Annotated in this window: 11 protein-coding genes; 4 read left to right on the top strand and 7 right to left on the bottom strand. The window is 36.5% G+C overall.

Features of this window, described 5'->3' with window-relative positions:
* Positions 1–807: 807 nt before the first annotated feature.
* Complete coding sequence (locus KG732_RS09690; RefSeq protein WP_213523008.1) at positions 808–1221, top strand: glyoxalase; 414 nt, start codon at positions 808–810, stop codon at positions 1219–1221.
* An 886-nt stretch (positions 1222–2107) separates the two neighbouring features.
* Entirely contained in the window at positions 2108–3223 is a 1116-nt protein-coding gene (gene dnaN / locus KG732_RS09685) for a DNA polymerase III subunit beta (RefSeq protein WP_213523006.1), read from the top strand.
* 93 nt (positions 3224–3316) lie between these two features.
* Here dnaN and KG732_RS09680 read toward each other — a convergent pair whose 3' ends face one another.
* The 3 genes from KG732_RS09680 to KG732_RS09670 all read right to left on the bottom strand — a co-directional run bounded on the left by KG732_RS09680 (position 3317) and on the right by KG732_RS09670 (position 5475).
* Positions 3317–3835 (bottom strand): DinB family protein, encoded by a 519-nt coding sequence (locus tag KG732_RS09680; RefSeq protein ID WP_213523004.1) that lies wholly within the window; start codon positions 3833–3835, stop codon positions 3317–3319.
* Positions 3835–4308: a winged helix-turn-helix transcriptional regulator gene (locus tag KG732_RS09675; RefSeq protein ID WP_213523002.1), complete on the bottom strand. Its 474-nt coding sequence runs from the start codon at positions 4306–4308 to the stop codon at positions 3835–3837. The genes KG732_RS09680 and KG732_RS09675 overlap by 1 nt, the downstream gene beginning before the upstream one ends.
* An 81-nt stretch (positions 4309–4389) precedes the next feature.
* A complete protein-coding gene (locus KG732_RS09670) occupies positions 4390–5475 on the bottom strand; it encodes a M14 family zinc carboxypeptidase (protein ID WP_213523000.1) in 1086 nt (361 codons plus the stop codon).
* Positions 5476–5856: 381 nt separating this feature from the next.
* Here KG732_RS09670 and KG732_RS09665 point away from each other — a divergent pair, with 381 nt between their 5' ends.
* A complete protein-coding gene (locus tag KG732_RS09665; protein ID WP_213522998.1) occupies positions 5857–6312 on the top strand; it encodes a helix-turn-helix domain-containing protein in 456 nt (151 codons plus the stop codon).
* 37 nt (positions 6313–6349) lie between these two features.
* A complete protein-coding gene (locus KG732_RS09660; RefSeq protein ID WP_213522995.1) occupies positions 6350–6721 on the top strand; it encodes a DNA topoisomerase IV in 372 nt (123 codons plus the stop codon).
* 529 nt (positions 6722–7250) lie between these two features.
* Here the strand turns inward: KG732_RS09660 and mscL are convergent.
* The 4 genes from mscL to KG732_RS09640 all read right to left on the bottom strand — a co-directional run bounded on the left by mscL (position 7251) and on the right by KG732_RS09640 (position 14532).
* Entirely contained in the window at positions 7251–7685 is a 435-nt protein-coding gene (mscL, locus tag KG732_RS09655; RefSeq protein WP_213522993.1) for a large-conductance mechanosensitive channel protein MscL, read from the bottom strand.
* 160 nt (positions 7686–7845) lie between these two features.
* Positions 7846–10515: a DNA gyrase/topoisomerase IV subunit A gene (locus KG732_RS09650; protein ID WP_213522991.1), complete on the bottom strand. Its 2670-nt coding sequence runs from the start codon at positions 10513–10515 to the stop codon at positions 7846–7848.
* Between the two features lie 109 nt (positions 10516–10624).
* Positions 10625–12481, bottom strand: a complete 1857-nt coding sequence (locus KG732_RS09645) for a DNA topoisomerase IV subunit B (RefSeq protein WP_213522989.1) — start codon at positions 12479–12481, stop codon at positions 10625–10627.
* A gap of 698 nt (positions 12482–13179) precedes the next feature.
* On the bottom strand, positions 13180–14532 hold the full coding sequence (locus KG732_RS09640) for an NAD-dependent succinate-semialdehyde dehydrogenase (RefSeq protein ID WP_213522987.1): 1353 nt from the start codon (positions 14530–14532) through the stop codon (positions 13180–13182).
* Positions 14533–14934 lie beyond the last annotated feature (402 nt).

Here is a 14934-nt window from a genome sequence, read left to right as displayed (position 1 = left end):
ATTCTAAAAAGTGTTCTATAATTTCTATTGTTGTTGATAGATCACAACCCCCTAGCACCGCCCTTTAGCAAGACAACAGCGACAGTTTTATTTTAAATGGCCCTCCCAAAGTCCCTTATCCAACTGGTTAAAAAATTCAGTTAAAAGGGCATCATTTTTATTCTTATAATACTGATGTCCAACACCAATTTTACTTCTATACTATTTTTTTGATTTCCCCATCACCCCCACATTTAAACGCCTCTATTTAGCACCTCAAAAATGGTTGAATCTTTATTTAGGAAGCACGTAAACCTAGAAGCTATTTTTAAGGTGTCTTCCCTATCATTTGCATCTGCAACAAGTTAACTATGCTTCATTCCCCCTGTTGTTCCTGTTATCGTTTCTTTAAAACAGAAAAATAATGCTGCCAGCACCCCACTAACTAGGTTATACGGGCAGCCAAATAAATTTTTTAGTGGCCTTCACGCCTTTTTGATTGCGCACCAAAGTTGCATACTTCACTATAGAAAGCAGCGTTTTAGGATCATCCATAAGTATCCTCCCAAGTGTTTTGTAAAAATAAACCTTGAAAATTCAAAATAAGAATGAAGACAAGGCCCTTCTTAGCCTTTTACAACCCTACACAGGATTTTTAAAATTTACTTGCAAAGAACCTGTTTTTAATTGCATCTTAAGAAACAGCTGCCCTGCCCAAAACAACTTTACTATACCTCTGTTTGCATGTTAACAAACTTGTTGAGAACGTAAGGCTTTGTATTTTCAATAAGCCAACGAGTGATTCTATCTTTATACAAATGAATTGTTATGAATGAAAGAGATGAATATCTAGTCGCATTAAGACCCGAAATTTTCGGGGCTCGTATTGATGACAACACGAGTGATGAAGAACGTTTCCAAAATGCCACCTTGCGCCCTATTGCAAAATTGCAAAATGACTTGATCACCGCTATTTTTAGAAACTACATTAAAAAACATAAAAATGTTTTTTACGGTCTTACGGCTCATAAACGTATCGATTACATTGAAAATGCGGTCAATAGGGATCAAAAATTTAGAAATTCTTTAAAAGGGGTGATCATGGGGCAATTCACTATAGCAGAATACCAGCAGTACATTTCCAACTCCAGCGCCCTAAATAAACGCATGATGAACCTTGTAAGAGAGCGACTTATCAGCAATATACAGCTGTTTGAAAAACCCATGATAGACTTAGAGTAAAGACCCTTCCTTATGGGCCGTGGTCAACACCTCCTTTGCCTTAACCTCTAAATAAGGCCTCCCCGTTTTAAAGGATGCCTATACTTTGGTGGAAAAATCTGTACTTAGAAGCTCTTGTTTTGTAACTAATTTAATAAAATAAAAAGATTTTATCTTAATGAGGGCTTTATTTATATGTGCTTTATCCAAATTTTTAAGGGGTGGTTGCAACTGGTCGCCTTTCCAACCGCCTCAGCATGCTACAAAGACGCTATAGGTAAGAATAGCTCTTAATTATTGATCGTCTTTCTAATGCTAGTTCTTTAGGTATTCTTTAAAATGCTTTCTTTTCTGGATTAAAAACTATACCAATTAGCGCTACGCTACCTTTTTAAGGGGCTTCTATCTTTCTAAAAAACATACCTCTCTATAAAATGTATGCGTTTTAACAGGTTCTATAGCTTCATGCAGATTTAAATCTAGTCTTTAATATATGTAGTAGTTCTCATAAAAAGCAGCCTATTCATTTTACCATTGTAACCAAATCAAGATACCTAGAACGATGTTAATGTGGCTTTTAAACAACCATCACCTACTTAAATGTGCGTAACTAATTTGATAATTATAAAATTTCAGATCATTATCTCTGAGATCTTGATCCTGTTAATCATATTCTCCCATACCAAACAAAAGAATGCAGCAACACGTATACCTTAATAAGAAAGGTTTTATTTATAAATAGGCTTGAATTGTTAATAAGTATGTTATGGTACTAGTTATATATAAAATATCTTTGTGATGCGTTAAAATTAGGAAGGTCATGGCTATACCAACCTTCCTTTTTGACCTAATTTCTTATAATTCTTTAGAGAAAAGAAGTTAAGATCACCAAATAATAACCTATAGGATGAAATTTATAGTATCAAGTTCTTATCTACAAAAACACCTGCAACTGTTAGGTGGAGTCATTAATAATAACAACACCTTACCTATTTTAGATAACTTCCTTCTAGAATTAACGGGTAATGAGCTTAAAGTTTCTGCTAGCGATATGGAGACGACCATTATTAGCAAACTTGAAGTGGAGAGTGAAGATGATGGAAGCATTGCTTTACCAGCAAAATTATTACTTGACACCCTAAAAACATTTCCAGAACAACCACTTACTTTTCATTCTGTGGACACCATGATGACGGTAAGTCACGATAAAGGTAAGTCTGAAATAGCTTGTGCCGCCGCTGCAGAGTTTCCAAAAGCGGTTACTATTTCAGATCCTAGCAGCACCTCTATAATGGGCGATACCCTAGCCACGGCGATTAACAAAACTATATTTGCGGCTGGTAATGACGATTTAAGACCTGTAATGAGTGGTGTGTTTTTTCAATTTGCAAGTGATTCACTTACTTTTGTAGCTACCGATGCTCATAAGTTGGTGCGTTATAAAAGAGAAGACCTTACTGCCAGTCAAACAGCAGAGTTCATCATGCCTAAGAAACCTTTAAATCTTCTTAGAGCCATGTTGCAAGGAAGTGAATCTGAAGTCTTGATTGAATACAATGAAAGCAACGCACAATTTAGCTTTGATTCTACCAACATTATTTGTCGTTTAATCGATGGGAAATACCCTAATTATGAAGCGGTAATTCCAAAGGAGAATCCTAATAAGCTCACCATTTCTAGAACACAATTTTTAAATTCTGTAAGACGTGTAAGTATTTTTTCCAACAAAACGACACACCAAATCAGACTTAAGATGGCAGGTGCTGAACTTAACATAAGTGCTGAAGATTTAGATTACAGCAATAAAGCCGATGAACGCTTGACTTGCGACTATCAAGGGGATGACATGCAAATAGGTTTTAACAGCAGGTTTCTTATTGAAATGCTTAATAACCTAACTTGTGATGACGTTTCTCTAGAGTTGTCACTTCCGAATCGCGCAGGTATTTTAACACCTGTAGACGGACTGGATGAAGGCGAAAACGTAACTATGTTAGTAATGCCGGTTATGTTGAACCAGTAACCCTGGTGCAACTTATTGACCACAAAGAAGGCTCGCAATTGCGAGCCTTCTTTGTGGTATTCACTTTCCTTCCAAAAGTATTTGAATACCTACTTATAGATAGCGTTCTTTAATGATGTTTTCATGGTGCAAACTATGACCAGCTATTAAAAAAGGAATCACGCGTGCGGTCATGAACTGACCACTTGCAACTCCTCTAAATTGTAAAGAATCTGCTGTTGCATTCTTAAACACATCTATAGTTGCCTGTCTAGTGGACTGCATGGAAGATAATAATTCCGCTTTCGCGAAAGCGGAATCTGCTAATGCTTCAACAAAAAGATCTTGATCAAATCCTGGTAAAGGAGTCGCATCGTTTCGAATAAATCTAAGAGCGCGGTAAGCAAAAATGCGCTCCGTGTCCAAGTTGTGCTGTAATACTTGACCTATTGACCACTTACCCTTTGCATAGGAATAAGAAAAAGGCTTATCAATAGAGTTCACTAACTTCACTGTTTGCGAGATACTGTCTAATAAAACAGACTCTAAAGCAGTTTCTTTATCTAACAAGGAGAGATAAGGAGTATAGTATTCTGAATATTCGCTTTTGTCGAGATCCTTTAAAAGAAACATTACAGGTCTTGAAATACTTTGTGCAACAACCTTTTCTTATCATTGATGCTTTCCTCCAGACTAATCATGGTTTCAGTGCGACTTACCCCATCAATATCGTCAAACATAAAAATAATTTTCTTTGCGTGTGTGGTATCTTTTGCACGTATTTTACAGAAAATATTGAATTTTCCAGTGGTAATATGAGCTACTGTAACAAAAGGGATTTCTTGGATCCTGCTCAATACAAATTGAGTAGTACTTGTTTTTTCTAAAAATACACCTATATAGGCAATAAAGGTATATCCGAGTTGATGGTAGTCTACCGTCAACGAAGATCCATGTATAATACCTGATTCTTCCATTTTCTTAACCCGAACATGTACCGTACCAGCACTAATATGAAGTCTTTTTGCTATATCTGTAAAAGGGGTTCTTGTATTCTCAATGAGCACATCCAGGATTTTTTTATCAATATCATCAACTTTTGCCATAACATAGGGGTTTTTCTAACAATTTTTCGTAAAATTAGGACAATAGATGATAATAAACTAACTAATTCAACATTTTTGAAATTAATTAGCAAATATTTTGATATTTAAAGACTCTGAATGGATTTCAAAACTGCCTTCTACGATCAAATCATTTTTAAAATGATGATGACCTAACAAGTCGATAACCCGATGCCCATTGAGAACGTCTTCTCTGTTCACCCCTATAAGAATAGGTATAAAATAGAGTTCACCCTCCCTAACCTGCTCATGGTACTGAATAGAAAGATGCCTGTTTCCAATTGGAGTTGGAACGTTTTTAATTAAAATATCTACATAAGCAGTGCTCATTTCTGGAATAGATTCATAGGCACTCACAACATTTGCATCGAGTATTTGGTTGGTACCAACAGATTTCAATGCTATCACAAGCGCCTGATACACCAACATACTTACCTTATCTCTAGAGTAATCATCTCCTGAATGACCTGCCTCAAATAAGACCGTAGGAACATGAGAGTTCATCATAAAATCTCCTACACAATTCCTATTAAAGTCGTCCTTATACCTTCCTATAATTCCGTCTACACGATGATTCAAGTTGGTGTTTATGGAATTAATAACACGCATCGCCTTAATACGAGCAACACTTAGGGATTTCTTTTGATCTCCTGAAGGCGCTAGAAACGATAATTGAGCTGGAGTTGACCCATTTAAAGATCCGTACATACTGCGTTGACCGTGTAAATTAAAACAATAATGAGGTTGAAAATCATCACAAACCTTTCTTAAAACAATACTTTCAGGCTGTGACAATAAGACTGCGTCCCGATTTAAATCCACATTATTTGCATTTACTCTAGTCCAATTTTCTGCACCGTCAGGATTTAAAATAGGAATAATATATAATTCAATATCCTCTAGTAGGTAATCTAAATCACTCCTTTTTAAAAGCTCACAAATCGCTCTTGTAGTAGCAGATTCATTTCCGTGCATTTGAGACCATGCCAAAACTCTTACTTTTCCAGAGCCAAACTTAAGCCCGTAAATAGGTCTTTGAAGCACTGATTTACCTATTATCAGATCCTGTAAAACAGTACCGTTTAAGGCATGTAGGATCTTTTGGAGATAGTCTTCAAATTGGGTATACGAGTAATATCTAGGAAGCATTCAATAAAAAGGTTTAAAGCCAGCATCCTAATCATACAGTTAGAATGCTATTTATAAAGTACAAATGTAAACTCTTTAAAGGTTACAAAAGTAAACATCCTTGTAGTTACAAATGTAAACAAGCTTTCCTGCCGGGTAGTTTACATTTGTAATCAGTCTTAAGTGGGTTGTCGTCGCTTTTTAACCCTACTTTCATTCCTGAATACCTATTGAATGTAAATTAACAGCTATTTAATTATAATTCAATATTTAAAGCATCATGAAGTAAAGTAATTGTTAATACTATACTTACTAGTTTTAAAGGTTTTTACAACCCGTTTTTAAAAATGTTTACATTAATAAACACAATTGTAGGCTATATTTTGTTTACTTTTGTAACCTATGATGAATTCAGCAGATTTTTCAAAAAGAATGCAAAAAATTATGGATAGGAACGATTTAAACGCTTCATCCTTTGCAGAACGTATCAATGTAGGACGCAGTTCTATATCACATATTCTGTCCGGACGCAACAAACCTAGCTTGGATTTTGTTATTCATACCGTGAAAGAATTTCCAGAAGTAGATTTCGACTGGCTACTCAATGGTAAAGGAACTTATCCCAAATCAGAAGTGCCACTAACACCTCCTACTCAACACTCCCCTCCTGCCGCTGCGCCTGAAAAGAAAACAATGGAGCCCAGTCGTAATGAGCCAGTACAAAAAGCCTCTCCAGATCTTTTTTCCACTTCAGAACACCAACAAAATATCCCCACAACTCAAATAAAAAAAGGGAAAAATATACAAAAGGTGATTTTGTTGTACGACGATGGAAGTTTTGAATATTTTATACCTTAACTTCCTGCTCAGGAAGTAACTTTGCAAAAAAAAATACATGAAGTATTCACCTCTATTGATCTTAATTTTATTTTTTACCACCAGCTGTTATGAAAACACCCGAGATTGTAAGGACTTTCAAGAAGGTACTTTTATATGGGAACAAGAAAGTGGTGGTCGTTTATTAAAGACAGAGTTTACTCGCACCAAAGATTTTCAAATTGAACGTTTTGAATCTAAAGTTGATACTTCAAGAATTGAATGGGTCAATGATTGCGAATGGAGAGTGATCCCTATTGATCCTAAAACAAATGCCGAAAGCCGAGCTTACCTATTTAAAATATTGACCACGAGTAAGAATTCCTATACCTTCGAATTTAAACAATCCGGTCGTGACCAGATTTATAAAGGATCAGCAACTAAAAAATAAACAACTCCATTGTGTTGGAACTCTTTTCTTAAGCAGATGCCCCAGATAACACTTCTATCCCTAAGCTTATTAGAACTAGTTTAACGTGTAGATGATATTTTTTTTATTGCTTTTGCTACAGATAAATCACCCCGTACTCTGGGCAATAAACTACTGCCCTAAGGTTTGATTGGCAAAGGTTTTGACTGCTATTTTACCCTTTCTGAAGTAATCCTATAAAATACTACAATGATATTCTCTTTTCTTTTGATAGCAGTTAAGTTGACTGCAGAAGTCGCTCCTATGTCTTCTTAAAGCTTCTTTGGATACCAAACAGCGCTTGGCCTAAATTATATTGATACGTTGCTATTTTCTTCTCTATGTTTGTGGGAGTACTCCATTTTAAGTAGCGTACTAAAAAGCTACAGATCATATGAAGGAGTGGTTTCCTTAAAATAAGAACATTTTATTTATAAGAAAACAACAAGCGTCAGAATAACTTCCGACGCTTGTTGTTTTTAGTGGAAGGGTAAGAAACCGTTTGAAAAAATCACTTCAGTTTCAATATTGCATTTTGTTCTTGCATCAATTCCTTTAAGTCGTTGAGTAATTCTATATCCTTAGGAGTTACTGTCTTTTTATTGCTAGGATCTTGAGCATTATTACGCAATTTATTCATAAGCTTTATCACCATAAACACCGTAAAGCCAATAACCATAAAATCTATGATAACATTGATAAGCAATCCATAACTTATAGCAATCTCTTGAGCACGATAACTACTGCCTTCTAGAGCTTCTCTTAAAATATATTTTTTATCCTCAAAATTCACACCATCAGTCAAATAAGAAAGTGGAGGCAAAATGACTTTTTTAACAAGTACCTCCACCACATTGTTAAAGGCGGTACCTATAATGATACCTACCGCCATGTCTATCATATTCCCTTTTACGGCAAATTCTTTAAACTCTTTTAATAATTTCATGCTATAAACTTTGAATTTTTGATTGAAAAACACTCCTTGTCTATTTCTAAAAAAAGAATAGAAAATAGCAGCTAACAGAATAGCGCTCATTGACAAAGCTAAAATATACAAAGCGGTTGAATTTAAAATTCAACCGCTTTTTTATAAATGTATAGGTTCGTTAAAATAAACTAGACTGTCCTGTATGATCTATATCTGGATCAGGTACATCGGAATCAATTTTTGAAGTTATGACTTGATCATCATCAGCGTTCTTAGGACTAACAACTTCCTCTTGATTCACTTCTACCTCCTGAGCTGGAATGGTAGCTTCAGGCTCATAAGGCAAAGGTTCTAATAAATTAATTTGTTTGATCTTACTTTTACTCAACATATTACCTTGTGCTGCAATCCCTTTGACAGAAATAAATGCCTCTAAGTTGACCTCCTCATTATCTGGTTGTTCCTTACCTCTAGGTTTTACGCGAACCAGCTCTACCCTAGGTTTGTAATCTGTAGAGATCACTTCTAGATAAGAGTCTTCATGGTCTGTAATAATAGACTCTTCACGTTCTTCATTTTCGATTAAAAATCTCTTGATATAAAAAAGCTGGCGCTCCCCATTAAAATAAATTGCGGTAATGGGTTTTTTAGGTATCCATTTTTCTAAAACCACGATGTCATCATCAAATCTTGCAGTAACCTCTGGAATAATGGTCTTTGCAATACCTCGTTGCGTGATAATTAACAATCGATCCTCCCCTCTAAATTCGCCTAACAACTCTCCCCTCTCATCTACATTGAGGCGTTGTACACTATCGTCAAACCATATTTTACGAGGTTTTAAAGTAGAAACACCCTCTTCTTTCAAGTCGACTTTTTTAATGTTGTATTTAGTCACTAGATTCCCTTTGGATGTACGTCCCTTGATTAAGATGTCTGAAAAATCCACATCCCATTTGATCTTTTTAATACTTCCTTGTTGACGCAAGTTAATACTTACTACTTCTGCCTCTCCATTTGGATTTGCGCTAAAATAGTGCAGGTAGGAACCTTTTTCGTCTGTACCCATAGGGTACTCTCGGTCTCTGGTCATACTAGTCACAGCAAATCTTTTGATATAATTTGGTCCAGTTTTACCGTCTCGATAAATGACATTATATATGGTGCGCTTGTCATTTTTCTTAAAGACAGCAACATGAACAATATTTTTACCAATAAAGGTCTTGGCATCAACCTTAGTAACCATCATGGTTCCTTCTTTGGTAAAGCAAATAATATCATCAATATCTGAACAGTCACAAACATATTCATCCCTTTTCAAAGCAGTTCCTACAAAACCTTCTTCCCTATTGACATAGAGTTTTGTATTACGGATGATTACTTTTGAGGCTATAATATCTTCAAAATTTTTCAACTCCGTCTTGCGTTCCCTACCTTTTCCATAATCCGTTTGTAATTTGGTAAAATAATCAATAGCAAACTGAATCAGGTTTTCAAGATGGTGCTTTAATTCTGCAATGCGATCTTCTAATGATTGAATTTTTTGTTGGGCTTTATCAAGATCAAATTTTGAAATACGCTTGATCCGTATTTCTGTCAATTTTGCAATATCTTCTTCTGTAATCGTTCTTTTTAAATGACCTATATGGGGTTTTAACCCTTTATCTATGGCGCTTATCACACCTTCCCAAGTTTCCTCTTCTTCTATATCCCTATAAATCCGATTCTCAATAAAAATACGCTCGAGAGAGGCAAAATGCCATTGCTCTTCTACTTCATAAAGTAATATCTCTAACTCTGCTTTAAGTAATTCTACCGTATGGTCTGCACTGCGGCGCAACATTTCTGTCACTCCTACAAAAAGTGGTTTATTATCCTCAATAACACAACCTAATGGTGAAATACTCACCTCACAATTGGTAAACGCATACAGCGCATCCATGGTTTTATCTGGAGATAATCCAGGTGGTAAGTGAATCAAAATCTCCACATTTGCAGCGGTATTATCTTCAATTTTCTTGATCTTGATCTTTCCCTTTTCGTTTGCTTTGAGAATCGAATCGATCAATGTACTGGTGGTTGTGGAAAACGGAATTTCCGTAATAACAATCGAATTTTTGTCAGGTGAGTGCATCTTGGCGCGCACCCTAACTTTACCGCCCCGAAGACCGTCGTTGTAATTAGCTATATCTGCCGCTCCACCAGTGGGGAAGTCAGGAAAAATCTTAAAACGCTTGCCTTGTAAATGCTTAATAGAAGCATCGATCAGTTCGTTAAAGTTGTGGGGCAATATTTTTGTTGATAATCCTACCGCAATACCTTCAGCTCCTTGCGCTAGTAATAAAGGGAATTTCACTGGTAGGTTGATAGGTTCCTTTCGACGTCCATCATAACTGGACTGCCATTCTGTAATTTTAGGATTAAAAAGAACCTCTAATCCGAACTTTGAAATACGCGCCTCAATATATCGAGAAGCCGCCGCAGGATCACCGGTGAGTATGTTACCCCAGTTTCCTTGCATGTCTATCAATAAATCTTTTTGGCCTATTTGCACCATAGCATCGCCTATACTCGCATCACCGTGAGGGTGGTACTGCATGGTATGACCTACTATGTTTGCCACCTTATTGTAACGCCCATCATCCAAATCCTTCATGGATTGCATGATGCGTCGCTGCACTGGTTTAAAACCATCTTCAATGGCAGGTACCGCACGTTCCAAAATAACGTAACTCGCATAATCCAAAAACCATTCTTTGTACATGCCGGTTACACGGGTAATCGTCTCGGTTGTTGGCTCTTCCAAGCCGGCACCTAAATCCTCTAATTCTTCGTTTTCTTCACTCATGGGACAGTAGTCCGTTATCTGTTAATTATCATCTGTTGTTAGATAACTCTTGTTTATAAATTGGTTTCGCTTTCGCGAAAGCGACATTAAAATGAAGTGCTTTACCTAATCATTCATTCTCAATTACGTCCAATTCCACCTTCAAATTATCAATAATAAAATCTTGCCTATCGGGCGTGTTTTTACCCATATAAAACCTCAGTAAATCTTCAATACTCATTCCGTCATCCAACATGATAGGATCCAGTCGTATATCTTCTCCTATAAAATGAACAAACTCATCTGGACTGATTTCTCCAAGTCCTTTGAATCTAGTAATTTCTGGATTTTTCCCTAATGTAGCCATTGCCTCAGCACGTTCTTCTGGGGTATAACAATATTTGGTTTCTTTCTTGTTTCTTACCCTGAACAAAGGCGTTTGTAAAATGTATAAATGTCCCTTCTTAATCAATTCTGGAAAAAACTGAAGAAAAAAAGTAATGAGCAGTAACCTGATGTGCATCCCATCGACATCGGCATCTGTTGCGATCACAATTTTATTGTAACGCAAGTCCTCCATACTGTCCTCAATATTCAAGGCTGCTTGAAGTAAGTTAAACTCTTCATTTTCATAAACAATTTTTTTGCTCATGTTGTAAGAGTTCAACGGCTTACCTCGCAAAGAAAATACCGCTTGTGTATTTACATTACGAGATTTAGTAATAGATCCACTGGCACTATCTCCCTCTGTAATAAACAAGGTGCTTTCTAAGTTATTATCTTTTTTAGTATCTCCTAAATGCACGCGGCAGTCTCTTAATTTTTTATTGTGCAAATTGGATTTTTTAGCGCGATCACGAGCTAACTTTCTAATTCCAGAAAGTTCTTTGCGCTCCCGCTCTGCTTGCACAATTTTCTTTTGAAGGGCATCTGCTACCAAAGGGTTTTTGTGCAGATAATTGTCCAGTTGGGTTTTGATAAAATCGTTTATAAAGGTTCTTACTGTGGGTAAGTTACCGCCCATTTCTGTCGATCCTAATTTTGTTTTGGTCTGTGATTCAAATACAGGCTCCATGACTTTAATAGCTACAGCGCTAACTATGGATTTGCGCACATCGCTGGCTTCATAATTTTTATTGTAAAACTCCCGAATGGTTTTCACAATACTTTCTCTAAAGGCAGCTTGGTGGGTTCCCCCTTGTGTCGTGTTTTGACCATTAGCAAAAGAGTGGTATTCCTCACTGTATTGCGTCCTACTATGCGTCATGGCTATTTCAATATCCTCAGACCTTAAATGAATGATAGGGTACAAGCGATCGCTTTCTATGATTGTCTCACTTAACAAGTCTTTTAATCCGTACTCTGAATAAAATTTCTCGCCATTAAAGATGATTGTTAGACCAGGATTAAGGTATACGTAGTATTTTAACATGCGCGCTACGTATTCTGGTCGGTACTTAAAGTTTTTAAAAATATCGGCATCAGGAATAAAAGTCATTTTTGTTCCCTTGCGTCGCGTTGTTTCTTCTAGTAATTCCTTCCCTATAAGCTCACCTCGTTCAAATTCGGCACTAGCACTTTTATTGTCTCTTGTAGATTCTACTCTAAAAAATGAAGAAAGTGCATTGACCGCTTTGGTTCCTACACCGTTTAATCCTACTGATTTTTTAAAAGCTTTGGAATCGTACTTCCCTCCAGTATTCATCTTGGAAACTACGTCTACCACTTTACCCAACGGGATCCCGCGACCGTAATCCCTTACAATAACTCGTTCTCCTTGAATAGAAACTTCAATGGTTTTTCCCGCACCCATCACGTACTCATCAATCGAGTTATCGATAACCTCTTTAAGAAGTATATATATTCCGTCATCGGCACTAGAGCCATCTCCTAGCTTACCTATATACATTCCAGGACGCATTCTTATGTGTTCCTTCCAGTCGAGAGAGCGTATATTATCTTCGGTATATTGCGTAGTTCCGTCCATTAAAATAAAATCTGTATGTTCCGAAATATAAGGATTGTAACTCCTTTTGTCTAACTAGAAAAACTAATTTAATTAACATATTTCAGGTATACAATGTGAATAAATACCTTTGCCTTACAACTAAAAGCGCATCATTTCCTAACTTTTAAAAGCACTTGGCTCTGATCGAATGCCTTTGAGTGTAAATTACAGAGGTTCTCAATAGCTTTTAAACACCCTGTTTTGTTACTTTTAAAATGAGGATTGTCTTTCTAATCAACGAATTTATACCCTGCATCAATAAAATAAAGACGGATGAAATACATTGTAATAAGGTTAATGCGATAATTGTTGACGTTTTATAATTCAGTAAAAACAATCGTAAAATTTGTGGTGTGAAAACCCAACACCTTATTCAACCTATACAATTAGTGAGGTTATCATTTACACCTTGAATATGATGGCATTTAAGGAAGCGACGTTCTGCTTGTTATTTTAGTTGGGTATCACCAAAATAAATAGCACCGAAATCCTTGGCATTGAAGTATTTCTCTAAATGTACATAGGCAGTACAAAGCACTATTCGATACCTTAAAGATCCTAGCTGGTAATGTCTCCAAACCGTCTATTCACAAAAGCTCTTAACACGTGGAGGGTATTTGTTCGGGAAAAGAAACCCAAGATCAATTCGCTTTCGCGAAAGCAAAATACCTAATCTATTATGCGATCACCACTGTCTTAATATTTACAAATTCTCTAATCCCATAGTGAGCTAATTCCCTACCGTAACCTGAAATTCCTGTACCACCGAAGGGCAAGGCAGGATGACTTGCTACTTTATGATTAATAAAAACAGCACCATCTTTTATTTGAACTGCCAATTCTTCCATCCTTTTTAAATCGGTTGAAAAAAGACTTGCACCAAGTCCAAACTTGGAATTATTGACCAAATTAATAGCTTCCTGTGGTGTTTTAAAGGTTGTAACTGCGATCAAAGGACCAAAAGTTTCTTTTTTAAAAACAGGCATATCAGCTGTGACATTAGTTAAAATGGTAGGGGCAAAATAAGTTTTATGCCTAGTGCCCCCATAATGCAGCACTGCTCCTTTTTCTATAGAGTCATTCATAAGCGCTTCTAATTCTTCTGCAAGATCTTCCCTGGCCATGACACCTATATACGTATCTTCTTTTAGTGGATCTCCTGAAACAAGCGCTTTTACCTTTTGGGTGAACTTATCTAAAAACTCCTCTGCAATTTCTTCTTGCAACAGCAATCGTTTTCCTGCGATACAACTTTGTCCTGTGTTCTGAAACCTAGCGGCAACGCATTCTTCTACGGTCTTATCAATAGTTGCGTCCTTAAACACCACCAAGGCATTAGTGCCACCTAACTCTAATACCGTTTTCTTGATTTGTTTTCCAGCAGCTGCTGCAACCGCTGCACCAGCATTCATAGATCCTGTTAAACTGACCGCTTTGATAATATCATTTTCAATAATTGCCTCCACAGCACCGCTTCCAACTATAAAATTCTGAAAACAGCCTTGTGGAACTCCAGCTTCTAAAAAGAGATCTTGTATTAATTCTGCACATCCCATAACACTGCTCGAATGTTTTAAAACGCCTACATTACCCGCCATAAGAGCAGGCACTATAAAACGAAAAACTTGCCAAAATGGATAATTCCAAGGCATGATGGCAAGCACAACACCAATAGGTTCATAACACACATAAGATTTAAAATACTCGGTCTTGATATGTTCTTTGGAGAGATAGTCCGAAGCATTTTCAGCATAATGATCACATAACCAGGCACATTTTTCTAGTTCGCCTCTAGATTGGGAGATGGGTTTACCCATTTCAGCCGTCATCATTTTTGCGTAGGACTCCTTATGTATTCGCAGCAATGTTCCTACTCGATACAAGTAATTGGCACGTTGTTCAAAACTAGTAGCCTTCCAATCGTCAAAAGCCTGTTGAGCTATTTCTAATTTGGCTTTTATTTCTTTTTTAGTCAGCTCTTGATAGTGATGTAATTCCTTACCATGGTATGGATTTATGGTCGTGATCATTCCTTTTATTTTAAAAATACAATGATAAGCCAGATGATCAAGGAGATTTTAGACGTCTTTAACGTTAAGAACCATAAGCACTTGCCAAAAAATCATGCCCCGAACATGCTTTTACACTATGTACCTGTTGCTTCCTGTAGAGCGCGTTGATCAACCAACAAGTGAAACCCTTCTGAAACAGTCAGGATCATTGTTAGAATAAACGTAAAAAAGGGCAACAAAATTTTAAAAAATTAATACTATCACGTTGAATATGAAGTGGCACTGCCTATACTATAGCATCCAGTACGTCTTAGGAAACCCAAATACTTACTGACAGACGTAACAAAAATACATCAACCAAAGATTAAGGCGTTTGCAAAAAAAAAAAAATAAACAATCAGGTGAAGTAACTACCCTAGA

It is taken from the genome of Nonlabens sp. (assembly GCF_018401815.1).
GTDB lineage: Bacteria > Bacteroidota > Bacteroidia > Flavobacteriales > Flavobacteriaceae > Nonlabens.
Note: the sequence above shows the minus strand (reverse complement) of the source record. Positions and strands in the feature narration are given on the sequence as shown.

Bases quoted from the DNA above. Each gene is read 5' to 3' on its own strand.
- KG732_RS09690 (WP_213523008.1), top strand. From the start codon at position 808: ATGAATGAAAGAGATGAATATCTAGTCGCATTAAGACCCGAAATTTTC.
- dnaN (WP_213523006.1), top strand. From the start codon at position 2,108: ATGAAATTTATAGTATCAAGTTCTTATCTACAAAAACACCTGCAACTG.
- KG732_RS09680 (WP_213523004.1), bottom strand. From the start codon at position 3,835: ATGTTTCTTTTAAAGGATCTCGACAAAAGCGAATATTCAGAATACTAT.
- KG732_RS09675 (WP_213523002.1), bottom strand. From the start codon at position 4,308: ATGGCAAAAGTTGATGATATTGATAAAAAAATCCTGGATGTGCTCATT.
- KG732_RS09670 (WP_213523000.1), bottom strand. From the start codon at position 5,475: ATGCTTCCTAGATATTACTCGTATACCCAATTTGAAGACTATCTCCAA.
- KG732_RS09665 (WP_213522998.1), top strand. From the start codon at position 5,857: ATGATGAATTCAGCAGATTTTTCAAAAAGAATGCAAAAAATTATGGAT.
- KG732_RS09660 (WP_213522995.1), top strand. From the start codon at position 6,350: ATGAAGTATTCACCTCTATTGATCTTAATTTTATTTTTTACCACCAGC.
- mscL (WP_213522993.1), bottom strand. From the start codon at position 7,685: ATGAAATTATTAAAAGAGTTTAAAGAATTTGCCGTAAAAGGGAATATG.
- KG732_RS09650 (WP_213522991.1), bottom strand. From the start codon at position 10,515: ATGAGTGAAGAAAACGAAGAATTAGAGGATTTAGGTGCCGGCTTGGAA.
- KG732_RS09645 (WP_213522989.1), bottom strand. From the start codon at position 12,481: ATGGACGGAACTACGCAATATACCGAAGATAATATACGCTCTCTCGAC.
- KG732_RS09640 (WP_213522987.1), bottom strand. From the start codon at position 14,532: ATGATCACGACCATAAATCCATACCATGGTAAGGAATTACATCACTAT.